Origin of the sequence: Priestia megaterium (genome assembly GCF_023824195.1) — a bacterium.
GTDB classification, from domain to species: Bacteria; Bacillota; Bacilli; order Bacillales; family Bacillaceae_H; genus Priestia; species Priestia megaterium_D.
The window spans coordinates 1,923,686-1,935,215 of sequence record NZ_CP085442.1; the positions used below are offsets into that span (position 1 = coordinate 1,923,686).

The 11,530-nt window shown below is 37.1% G+C and carries 13 protein-coding genes; 6 read left to right on the plus strand and 7 right to left on the minus strand.

Going from position 1 to position 11,530, the window contains the following annotated elements; translation table 11 throughout:
* Positions 1-37: 37 nt before the first annotated feature.
* Positions 38-178, minus strand: a complete 141-nt coding sequence (locus LIS78_RS09745) for a hypothetical protein (protein ID WP_165573386.1) — start codon at positions 176-178, stop codon at positions 38-40.
* A gap of 516 nt (positions 179-694) precedes the next feature.
* On the opposite strand from LIS78_RS09745, the gene LIS78_RS09750 reads away from it, so the two are divergent.
* A complete protein-coding gene (locus tag LIS78_RS09750) occupies positions 695-2,146 on the plus strand; it encodes an NADP-dependent glyceraldehyde-3-phosphate dehydrogenase (protein ID WP_209151503.1) in 1,452 nt (483 codons plus the stop codon).
* Positions 2,147-2,251: 105 nt separating this feature from the next.
* Here LIS78_RS09750 and LIS78_RS09755 read toward each other — a convergent pair whose 3' ends face one another.
* Entirely contained in the window at positions 2,252-2,548 is a 297-nt protein-coding gene (locus LIS78_RS09755; protein ID WP_013082749.1) for a hypothetical protein, read from the minus strand.
* A gap of 498 nt (positions 2,549-3,046) precedes the next feature.
* Between LIS78_RS09755 and LIS78_RS09760 the strand changes: the two genes are divergently transcribed.
* Both LIS78_RS09760 and fsa read left to right on the plus strand, forming a co-directional pair.
* Positions 3,047-3,556 (plus strand): hypothetical protein, encoded by a 510-nt coding sequence (locus tag LIS78_RS09760; protein WP_252285056.1) that lies wholly within the window; start codon positions 3,047-3,049, stop codon positions 3,554-3,556.
* Positions 3,557-3,616: 60 nt separating this feature from the next.
* Entirely contained in the window at positions 3,617-4,285 is a 669-nt protein-coding gene (gene fsa, locus LIS78_RS09765; RefSeq protein ID WP_013082751.1) for a fructose-6-phosphate aldolase, read from the plus strand.
* A 62-nt stretch (positions 4,286-4,347) separates the two neighbouring features.
* Here fsa and LIS78_RS09770 read toward each other — a convergent pair whose 3' ends face one another.
* Positions 4,348-5,241, minus strand: coding sequence for a sigma-70 RNA polymerase sigma factor region 4 domain-containing protein (locus tag LIS78_RS09770; RefSeq protein WP_252285057.1), 894 nt, complete (start codon positions 5,239-5,241; stop codon positions 4,348-4,350).
* 302 nt (positions 5,242-5,543) lie between these two features.
* On the opposite strand from LIS78_RS09770, the gene LIS78_RS09775 reads away from it, so the two are divergent.
* Together LIS78_RS09775 and LIS78_RS09780 are read left to right on the plus strand one after the other, a co-directional pair.
* The gene (locus LIS78_RS09775; RefSeq protein ID WP_209151505.1) at positions 5,544-6,068 is read left to right on the plus strand and encodes a DinB family protein; all 525 of its coding nucleotides are present in this window, start codon (positions 5,544-5,546) and stop codon (positions 6,066-6,068) included.
* A 189-nt stretch (positions 6,069-6,257) separates the two neighbouring features.
* A complete protein-coding gene (locus tag LIS78_RS09780) occupies positions 6,258-7,313 on the plus strand; it encodes an aldose epimerase family protein (protein ID WP_195780412.1) in 1,056 nt (351 codons plus the stop codon).
* 62 nt (positions 7,314-7,375) lie between these two features.
* Here LIS78_RS09780 and LIS78_RS31330 read toward each other — a convergent pair whose 3' ends face one another.
* A complete protein-coding gene (locus LIS78_RS31330; RefSeq protein ID WP_013056562.1) occupies positions 7,376-7,501 on the minus strand; it encodes a hypothetical protein in 126 nt (41 codons plus the stop codon).
* A gap of 65 nt (positions 7,502-7,566) precedes the next feature.
* Positions 7,567-7,989, minus strand: a complete 423-nt coding sequence (locus LIS78_RS09785) for a CBS domain-containing protein (RefSeq protein ID WP_013056563.1) — start codon at positions 7,987-7,989, stop codon at positions 7,567-7,569.
* 246 nt (positions 7,990-8,235) lie between these two features.
* On the opposite strand from LIS78_RS09785, the gene LIS78_RS09790 reads away from it, so the two are divergent.
* On the plus strand, positions 8,236-8,700 hold the full coding sequence (locus LIS78_RS09790) for a hypothetical protein (protein WP_195780411.1): 465 nt from the start codon (positions 8,236-8,238) through the stop codon (positions 8,698-8,700).
* 203 nt (positions 8,701-8,903) lie between these two features.
* Here the strand turns inward: LIS78_RS09790 and LIS78_RS09795 are convergent, their stop codons facing one another.
* Together LIS78_RS09795 and LIS78_RS09800 are read right to left on the minus strand one after the other, a co-directional pair.
* On the minus strand, positions 8,904-10,136 hold the full coding sequence (locus LIS78_RS09795) for a cytochrome P450 (protein ID WP_252285058.1): 1,233 nt from the start codon (positions 10,134-10,136) through the stop codon (positions 8,904-8,906).
* A 119-nt stretch (positions 10,137-10,255) separates the two neighbouring features.
* The gene (locus LIS78_RS09800; protein ID WP_252285059.1) at positions 10,256-11,509 is read right to left on the minus strand and encodes a cytochrome P450 family protein; all 1,254 of its coding nucleotides are present in this window, start codon (positions 11,507-11,509) and stop codon (positions 10,256-10,258) included.
* Between the last annotated feature and the right edge of the window lie 21 nt (positions 11,510-11,530).

An 11,530-nucleotide genomic window follows, 5' to 3' on the forward strand; every position in this document is an offset into this window, starting at 1 on the left:
GTAAAAAGCGCAACAAAAAAGCGTCTGTTAAGACGCTTTATATATAATACATATACTGCTCTTCTTTATTGGCATTTGTTGTTTCATGGATTATTTCTTCCGGGATATTGGACGTCCGGTTAGTAAAAAGCATAAACAAAGCAATAATTGATGCCACAAAACCTAAAGTAACAATCACAATAAATCCCTCCCTTTAGAATATATATTCTACTTTTATCTTCATTTTCCTATATTTATTTTATACCCTTATTTCATTTTTTCAACACATAGAATAAAAAGAGTATATGCATCGCCTGGATACCTCATCTAAAGTAAATACAATCAAAGGAACTTAAAACAGCCATTTCACTTAAAAAGGTAGAAAGCCATAAAGATTTCTTCATATTTGGGATATAAATCATTAAAATTATTAATCGTTGAGATAACTTATTTGTATTGTACGAATGAAAGAAATTTATATATATTAAAAATACAAAATATTCATTAAATTATACAAGGCTTTGTTTTGGAGTTAAAAAGAAAAAAGCTGCTGCTTTAAAGGCAACAAGTTTAAGGAAGTTACAAGCGATATAAAAAGTTATAGAAATGGATACAGCTAGAATTCTTTTTTGCTCAGATATTCACAGAGTTTTCATTCGTGAAAAAGACTGAAAATTTTGATAATAAATTTTACTTTTATTAAGGGGGACTTTTTATGACAACAACGGTATTAAATGTATCAACTTATTCTTTTTATCTTAACGGTGAGTGGAAAGAAAGCAAATCAGAGCAGACGATCGATATTGTTTCTCCATACCGTCATGACGTGATTGGAAAAGTGCAGGCTATCACAAAAGAAGAGGTCGATGAAGCAGTACATGCCGCACAGAAAGCTCAGAAAGTGTGGGCAGAAATTTCTCTGCAAGAACGTGCCAAATATTTATACAAGTGGGCAGATGAGCTGGTGAAAATGCAGAGTGAAATTGCCGAAATTATTATGAAGGAAGTTGGAAAAAGCTTAAAAGATGCAAGGAATGAAGTAGTGCGCACAGCTGATTTCATTCGCTATACAGTTGAAGAAGCACTTCATATGAACGGAGAAAGCATGAAGGGAGATAGTTTTCCTGGCGGTTCTAAGTCTAAAGTTGCCATTGTTGAACGCGTGCCTTTAGGTGTTGTACTCGCAATTCCTCCTTTTAATTATCCGGTAAATTTAGCAGCTGCTAAACTGGCGCCTGCGCTTATTTCAGGAAATGCAGTTATCTTTAAACCTGCAACGCAAGGAGCGATCAGCGGTATTAAGATGATTGAAGCTCTTCATCAAGCAGGTATTCCACAAGGTCTTGTAAACGTCGTAACGGGTCGCGGATCTGTTATTGGGGATTATTTGGTTGAACATAAAGGCATTAACATGATTTCATTTACCGGAGGAACAAACACGGGTACTAAATTAGCTAAAAAGGCAGGCATGATTCCTCTTGTACTAGAACTTGGAGGAAAAGACCCGGGTATTGTATGTGAAGATGCAGATCTACAGGAAGCAGCAAAACATATTATAAGCGGAGCATTTTCTTATTCCGGTCAGCGCTGTACAGCCATTAAACGTGTACTTGTGCATGAAAAAGTGGCAAACGAGCTCGTAAATATTTTAAAAGAAGAAGTACATAAACTATCAGTCGGTTCTCCTGAAGATGGATGTACGATCGTTCCATTAATTGATAGCAAGGCAGCGGACTTTATTCAGATTTTAATTGCAGATGCACTAGGAAAAGGTGCAACAGTTGTGACTGGAAACAAGCGTGAAGGAAACCTTATCTATCCTACGCTTTTAGATGACGTGAATGATACTATGCGCGTGGCATGGGAAGAACCATTTGGTCCTGTTTTACCAATTATCCGCGTCGCTTCTGATCAAGAAGCCGTTGACATCGCAAATGAATCAGAATTTGGCTTACAAGCAAGCGTTTTTACAAAAGATATTAATAAAGCCTTCTCAATTGCAAATAAAATTGAAGTTGGCTCCGTTCAAATCAACGGTCGTACAGAACGCGGCCCTGATCATTTTCCTTTTATCGGCGTAAAAGGATCCGGTATGGGCGCTCAAGGTATTCGTAAAAGCATTGAATCCATGACTCGTGAAAAAGTAACGGTATTAAACCTTCAATGATTGAATTCCAAGAGCTCTCCAAATCGAGCAGCAGAGTGTAGAGAATCTCATGGAAAAAAGCCTGTGCTCCAAAAAGCACAGGCTTTCAAACGTCTTATTTATCTATCACTCGATTCCATCTTTATAGTTCTTATGCCAGTTTTTATCACCTTTGTGCTCGATATCCTCAACGGTTTTTTCAAGCTCTGACATAATGAGTGTTTTCACTTGATAAATGGTATCAAAAAAAGCTTTCTCTTCATCCGGATTCGGCTTTATTTTGGCTGCTGCCGAAATATCAACATATCTGCGATGTTCAGTTGTTAATTTATCAAGCGCATCAAAAATATGAGAGGTCAGAACAGCAACCTCCTTATGATTATCAGGCAGCTTTTCTTTTAATGTTTCAATTCTCTTATCCATGTTAACATCCCCTTATTTCTAACTTGTTGTATTTATGTAACTTTCCCACTAATAAAAATGAATAACCTTAAATAGCAAAAATTTATAGGAATTAGCACGTGAAACAAAAGTATACTACAGGATATCATGTTAAAGTGAAAAAACGGTGAAACGAGTGGGTATATTTTTGCAGAGAGGGTATGTAATAAAAGTCGGTTTTTTTTTTGAAAAGGTAATTACCTTAAGATACATTGAAGCACGCAATCAACATAAAAGTTCATCTATTTTTAATAGATAATGACCTTTTTTGACTACTTTTTTTCGATTTTATGACTTTTTTTGAATGAATTTGATTGTTTTTGATGATTTTTCGAATAATCTGATATATAATGAAAGCGTAAACAGTAAAACATGTCGGCTGGTTAAGAAAAACATCCACAAAACTGGATTCGTTATTACATAAAATCAGACCTCTGTTTTTTATAAAAATAAATAGAATTTGAGAAAAGGAGAATGAGGATGGACATATTGGATGCAAAAGTAGTGAATACAAAGTACGGTTTAGAAACATATCTGGATGTACCAGAAAGCGTAGAAATAAAAGAAATTCATATGCCGAGTTCAGAGAACCAATCTCATAAAATTAAATTTGGAATCAAATATTTTCTTTTAAGAGAAGGAAAGTATTACGATAGCCAAAAAGGTTATTTTTGGCTTTGTATGAATCACGATTTTAGCAGCCTTATGCTGAGTGAAACGGAAACAGAGAGTTTGTTTGCGGTTAAAAGTGATGAAGAAAGAGAAGCAACAAAAACACTATTAGCAGAATGGTTTATCGAAACGAAAGCGTACAAAGAAGTCATCAACGAATGTATCCATCAGATTAAAACGGAGAATATTCGTACAGAAGAAGACATTGAAGACCGTGTGGACGCCATACAATTTTTAGAAAAATTAAAAGTATTAACTGCAAAAGAGATTGAAAACGCTTCTATAGAAAACCTATATGCGCTGCAGCAAATTGGCTAGGCTATAGTTAGCATACGTTGAAATATAGATTTATGTACAACAATAAGGAGGAATAGTGAGATGAAATTTTTTATTGATACAGCAAACCTTGAGGATATTAAGAAAGCATACAAAGTAGGTGTTCTAGCTGGTGTGACAACCAATCCATCTCTAGTAGCAAAAGAAGGCGTAAGATTTGAAGACCGCATCGAAGAAATTCTTCAAATGGTACCGGAAGTTGAATCCGTTTCCGCTGAAGTAACTCCTGACGCACTTTCTGCTGAAGACATGATTGCTCAAGCTGAAGAACTGATTAAAATTAACGACGGAGATAAAAACATTACGATTAAGCTGCCTATGACATTAGCTGGCTTGGAAGCGACACGTTACCTTGCAAAAAAAGGCGTAAAAACAAATGTAACCCTGATCTTTACAGTAAACCAAGCACTTCTAGCAGCTCGTGCTGGAGCAACATATGTTTCTCCATTTTTAGGGCGTCTTGATGATATTTCAGAAGACGGGGTACAGCTAGTATCTAAAATCGCTGAGTTATTCCGCGTTCAAAACATTGACTCTCAAATTATTGCGGCATCTGTAAGACATCCGGATCATGTAACGCGCGTAGCACTTGCAGGGGCTCATATTGCCACAATTCCATACGCTGTTATTGAGCAATTAGCAAAACATCCGTTAACTGACCAAGGAATGGAAAAATTTGCAGCAGATTGGGAAAAAGCAGTTAAAGCTTAAAAAAAAGTCATATCAATAAAAAAGCTTGGGGTAAGCATAGCTTATTCCAAGCTTTTTATCGTTTAACTAGCTAGTTTCTTTTTACGTAAACGCTCTAAGCGTCGCTGCACGCTATTTCTCGAACGCCCGAGCAGCTGCCCAATTTCTCGCTGATTGCGCTTTTCCTGATAAAACATACGCCACAATCTGGCATCTTCTTCTGCTGTCCACTTTTTATGCTCGTATTTAGGGCGCTTTACATAGTCTAGTTTTCTTTGTGCATCTACCCACGCTGGTTCTGGAATAAGCGTATTTTTAGGTATTTTAAAAAAATTAAGGCACGATTTATTTTGTTCAGCCCACTTCCAAAAAGATTGAATGTCAATTCCCATGAATGTTCTGGTCTTGGCGATGATCATTTTATACGGTAGATTCTCTTTATGAATCCACTTGTAAATTGTATGAACATCTACTTCAAGGCAGGCTGCTAGTTCACACGCTGTAATGTGTCCTACGTGCGCTTTGGCTCCATACACCTCTAAACGATTTAACCTCGATTCTAGTGCTTGCACACTTCGCTGTAATTTAGCTGATATGTGTGAAAGAGGTTTTACCCCGTAATACCTTAGCAAATATTCGTCTTCTTGTACTGTCCATCTTCGCATCGCAGTTTTTCGTGTTAGTCCCAAAACTTTTATGCGCGTAGCAATAGAAGAAGGACTTCTGCCTAAGGATTGTGCCATTTCATGGTTATTCATGATATCAATGTTCTCCTGTAAAAAAGCATCTTGTTCAAGCGTCCATTTTTTACGTAAAGCTGTATCCGAAGCACGAAGATTTAATCGAGTAAGTCGTTTATTAACTGATTCCTTGCTTCTATGTAAATGCTCACCCATCTTTTGAAGCGTCATAGCGCCATAGTGTTGGATAAGAAATCTATCTTCTTCTTTTGTCCATCGCTTTTGATTTTTACTCACTGTTGTCTCACTCCAATTCACACGGAAAGCTCAAGATGAAAAAAGTCGCTAGCAATTTATTTTACCGATGAGCAGAGTCTATTCAGACTGATACTCACTGCGTTCTAGCCTATATATATTTTATCATACCTTTACAGAAAAACCAAACGTGTGTTCTTATTTTGTTTTAGTCAGCATAAAAGGAATTAGAAAAATAGTTGGCTCCTTTAATAGAAGCGAATTATGGTAAAATTGACTATAATCTCTAAAGGATTTACATAAGTGACAGCTCAGCATCATTACGTTGAGAAAGGGGAATTTATATGAATTTTAATTTAAAAGAAGCGATTGAAATACTTGAGCATACGCCACAAACGCTTGAAAAACTTTTGTCTGGTCTATCTGCAGGGTGGCTGCAATGCAATGAAGGAGAAGGAACGTGGAATACCTCCGAAGTCATAGAACATTTAATAGAAGCAGAAAAAAACAATTGGATACCAAGGCTAGAATTTATTCTTGAAGAAGGAAGAAAGGGAGCTTTTCCTCCGTTTGACCGCTATGCCCATTTAAACAAGGAATCTACTAGTTCTATTGAAGAGAAGCTTCTTGAATTCAACATGATAAGAATGCAGAATTTACAACAACTAAAGCTGCTAGTTAAGGATGAAAAGCACCTTGAAGTGAGAGGAGAACACCCGGAGTTTGGGGAAGTAAAAGTCAGAGAGCTGCTCTCGACTTGGGTTGCTCATGATTTAACGCATATTGCGCAAATTGTTCGAGTAATGGCAGAACGATACAGAGAAGATGTAGGACCTTGGGAAGAATACTTAGGAATACTGAAGAAATAGCAATGACAAACAGTAGCCAGCCTTTATCATTCAAGCTTGAATTAGGAAATGTACGCGATTACAATAAAATGAGAATAATGAAGATTCAGGAAGGATTGCAGAGGGAACTATATGAACATATCCGAGGTTTATAACATGTAGGGTCCGTTAAGCAATTTACGAATAAAAAGAGGATTGGACTGATTAAAAGTGAAAGTGAACTCAGAGAAATTTGGCGAACTAAACAATCAAGCTGTACATGCTTATACCTTATTAAATGATGAAGGACTTAAAATCACCTGCCTTGACTATGGATGTGTGATATCAAATATTGAAATGACGGATTCTGAAGGGAAGATTGAAAGTGTTGTATTGGGATTTGATTCAATAGAAGAATACCAAAAGTATTCTCCTTATTTCGGAGCTGTGGTCGGACGCGTAGCAGGGCGTATAGGGGGAGCAGCTTTTGAGCTTAATAATGAAACCTATCGTCTAGAGAAAAATGAAGGAAACAACCATTTGCATGGCGGATCAGAAGGATTTAGTCACAAAATATGGAATGCCAAAACAATTGAAGCAAGTGATCATGTAGGTGTTGAATTTACATATTTAAGTAAAGACGGAGAAGAAGGGTATCCCGGTAACCTTGAAGTGAAAGTTACGTATACATTAACGAATAAAAATGAGTTCCATATTTCTTATGAGGGAACAACAGATCAAGATACTCTTATCAATTTAACAAATCATACGTATTTCAATTTAAGCGGAAATTTAAAAGATACGGTCTTGGATCATGTTTTGAAGCTGAAAAGCAACGAATTCTTAGAGCTGAATGATGATCTTTTACCTACTGGAGAAACGATAAACGTCACAGATACCCCATTTGATTTTAGAGAAGGACATAGTCTCAAGGAAGGAGTGGAATCCACACATCCGCAAAATATATTAGTGGGTAAAGGATACGATCATCCATTTCTTTTAGAAGCAGCAGCTGAAAATCAGATGTCATTATTTGATCCTGCAAGCGGCCGCAAAATAGAAGTCAAAACGGATCAGCCTTCAGTTGTTCTCTATACTGGAAATCATCTAGACGAAGAATTCGAAATTAGAGGGGTTCACTCAGAGAAATACCTCGGTGTTTGCCTAGAAACACAAGGTTTACCAGACGCTATTCATCATAAGCATTTTCCTACTTGTGTATTAAAGCCAGGTGAGAAGTATGAAGCATATACTCACTATACATTTATAACTGATCGCAGCCTGTAACAAAGCGGGATGATAAAAAGGATTACAAACGAGCCTCTGCCGATTGTAATCCTTTTTTATTGTTATTTTTTCTTTTGGCTTTTTGCACGATTAGCGTCAAGCTCAGCCGCATATTCCTCTTGAGACTTTCCTTGCTTTTGACTCTCAGACTGAATCTTTTTAAATTTGTTATCGTTTAAATTTGGCATATTAGCACCTCCTTGCAGACAGGGTTATTTTGTACAAGCATTAAGGATTTATATGCTGAAAAGTTTTAATGAACTTGGTTAGAAATTTCGCTTAATGCTGCACCGGCTTCATCAACATATACGTTCACTGTCGCAAGGTCGCCGATTGCGCAGATTCCAACCATATTATTATTCTCCACTACAATAATGCGGCGAATTTGATGGTCAGCCATCATACGTGCACACTCATGAATATCCGTATCCGGAGAACAAGTAATTACATCTTTAGTCATACAATCATGGCAATGCACAGTGTTGCAATCTTTTCCGTCCGCGACGCAATTTAACACGATATCACGGTCTGTAATCATTCCCATTACTCGATTTTCTTGACAAACAGGTACAGAGCCACAATTAATATCACGCATTAATTTTGCTGCTGCTGTTACTGGGTCGTGTGGTGCACAAGCTTTCACATCTTTAGTCATAACTTCACGTACTGTAGTCATTTTTAATTCCTCCTTTTAAACATTCACCTCCGTATTTTCTCCATGCACATGCAGAATATGAGAATCAATAATTTCCTGAAAGCAAAAAAATACAGGATTAAAATAAAGAAAGGAAAAAATCTTGTAATAAAAGGCGAATAAAAGAACTAACACAGTGTAATAAGCACATAAAAAAGAGCCTATTACGTAAACTAAAGAGGATATGATCTAGCTTACATTTTCGTAACGGCAGGAGTTGGGTACATAATGAAAGGAAAGTTAGTGCTTTTGGCAGTACTTTTATTGCCTTGGCTGTCTATAGTAAAAGTTGATAAATTTGTCTTTAAAAAATACCTACCTGTTTTGACCTTTAGTTCATTGGTGATTGCCTTTATCAGTGAGTTATCTAAAAGCTTTACTTGGTGGAAAGTGAGAAAACCTCTTTTTCCTAAACTTTCAAGCGACATTTCTTTTATCTTTGGACCATTTTTTGTAGCTAATTTTTGGGTATTCAAGCTGACCTATGGGAATTTCAAAAAATATTTGCTGATTAACGTTCTATTTGATTATCTATTTGCTTATCCTTTGACGAGTCTGGCAGAAAAACTAAAGGTATACAAAATGGTCAACATGACGCGTTTTCAACTTTTTATCATCTCGATTGCGACTGCCCTTATTAATTATTTGTATCAGTATTTTATAGAAGATGCTTTAAGGCAGAGAAGGCAATAGCTGATATTTCGTTAACCAGCTCATCGTCACTTAAATTTCGGTACTGCTACCTTTAAATTATATTGAAGCCCTCTCAAATTTGGTACATAAATCCTTAAACGAGATAATAAAAGCGTAGTAAATAACATGATAAAAGAAAAGAGAAACATGAGAGAGAAGATAAACCTCTTTCACGTTTCTCTGCTTTGTCATGTACACAAACTTTATCTGTACACCGTCATGGGCAAGTATGTTAAAGATTGCCCCGTAGCTGAAGCTGTTAAATGCGACTCTAATTCAAAATCTTCAAATGGTTCGATGTGAGAAAATGCCTCTAAAAACGCTTCTAATATGATTTTCATTTCAAGTCGGGCAAGAGGGGCGCCCAAACAAAAATGAGGTCCGTTACCGAATGTTAAGTGCTTTTTATTAGATGGACGGTGAATATCTACAGAAAAAGGGTTTTTAAACATATTTTCATCCATATTACATGCACTCATCCACGCAATAACCACATCTCCTTTTTTTAGCTTAACGCCTAATAACTCGTTATCTCGTTTAACCGTCCGATCTCGTCTGGAGATGTGAAACCGATATCGAAGCATTTCTTCTACTGCTTTTGGAGCTAATTCTCTATTCTTTCTCAGCTCGCTATATAACGACTCGTCGTCATATAAAAAAGAATAAAACATATTTGCAATGGCATGACTTGTGGTTTCAACTCCTGCACCTAAAAGCAGCATGGTAGCGTGCACAATTTCTTCATCTGTGAATGTTTCACCATCAACTTCCGCTTGAATTAAGTCTGAGATAATATCATCAGAAAGGTTGGAGCGCTTTTCAATGACAATCGGGTAGAGGTATTGAAAATATTCAGCTCCTGCACGTTGCTTTTCTTGTTCAATCTCTTCTAATCTTTCTTGGTCATAAGGCTGAAAAAGAATATCTACCCATTTTTTAAACTGATATCGGTCTTTTACCGGTACGCCGAATAAATCTGCTATAACTAAACTAGGAAAAGGAGAAGATAAATCTTCAATAATATTAATAGTTGAATTCTTTTGTATCGCTTCTACAAGGTCTGCTGCAATTTGCTTGATTCGCGGTTCCCAGTTCTTTAAACTGCGAGGAGTAAAGGCTGCAGCAAGCAAAGATCGCGCTTTCCGGTGGTCAGGAGGATCTAAGTTTGTAAGATTGGTGATTGGAGATGTGCTTTTTTTCTTACTATTATCTCCAACGAAAATAGTGGTTCTTTGTCCATCGCTTGAAAAAAATTCGTAGTTGCTCAAGACTTGTTTAACATGGTCGTATTGGAATACATTCCATGTGTTTGTTTCTTCATGAAAATAAACAGGGTGGTTGTTCAGCATTTCTTTATACCATTGGATAGGGAAAAACTCTTCTGCACGTGATTGGAATTTTGGAATTTCTGTAACGGGAATGACTTCTTTATTCATATGATCTTATTCCTCCTTCAGAATAGGTATAAATTTGGAATCTACTAGCTACATAGCGCTCAGTAGTTGTCACTTGCTAGATAAATAGTTACTTTGTTGAATTGTACTTTTTAGATGTTTTAAAAAATAACCGGCAATGAAGTTACTCCTTGTGAGCTCAGTGTAAAATGTAAATTTACTTCTTCCCGAGGAATGGAAAGGCGCAGATTAGGCATACGTCTTAGTAGAGTAGAAAAGGCAACATCTGCTTCTATGCGAGCTAGCGGAGCTCCTAAGCACATATGAATACCATGACCAAAGGCCAAGTGGCGCTTCATAGTACGTGTAATATCAAGTTCCTCTGAATCTACAAACTGCTGCTCATCACGATTTGCTGACTTTAAGACAGGAATCACCATATCGCCTTTTTTAATGTGCTGACCGCCCAATTCAAGATCTTTTTTAGCATAACGAGGTCCTGAAATAGTGGCTGGCCCGTTAAAGCGAAGCAATTCTTCAACAGCTGATGATACTAAATCAGGGTGGGCTTTAATTTTTTCCAGCTGTTCAGGATGATCAAATAACATTAAAGATCCGGTCGCGATTAAATTTGATGTAGTCTCATGACCAGCAAAAATTAATAATGTAATCATTGAAAGCAATTCTGTTTCACTCAAGCGATCTCCTTCTTCTTCAATCAAGACTAACTGACTTATTAAGTCGTCGGCAGGGTGCTTACGCTTAGCATCTACTAGCTGCATGGTGTACGTTCCAAAAGCTTTTATTTGCTTTTCCACGCCAGGATCTCTTCTCCCTAAGCTCAGTCCTTTTGCAATAGCAGCAGACCAGCCGTGAATTTTTTCTTTGTCTTCTTTTGGAACACCGAGCATGTCAGAAATAACGTTGATGGGTAACGGATAGGCGTAGTCTTTAACAAGATCCATTTTCCCTTTGTCCTGTACTTCATCGAGTAGCTCATCGGCTATTTCTTGTACACGCGGACGTAAGCTTTCCATATATCTTGGCGTGAATGCTTTTGATACAAGCTTGCGTAGGCGCCGGTGATCTGGATTATCAACAGAAAGCATCGATTGTCCGCCAAAAAATGTAGGGGGATCAGACTCATCAGCTTTATGTTTTCGCGTATCATGAGTTGTGCTAATAGAACTTTGGTCTACCGTAAAATGATGGTGATCTTTCAGAACTTGCATAGCCTCTTCCATACGAGTCACTACCCATGCCTGCGTTTTTATTTCTTCCATCGGAGAAGGAATAGGAATAACAGCTCCCATCTTCCGCATTTTCGAAAATAACACAAATGGATTTTCACGGCTCTTACCACTAAATAAGTCTAAAACTTCCTTGTCTTCTACGGTCTTATCTAGGTTTTTCACAAAAACATTCCTTTCTCCATA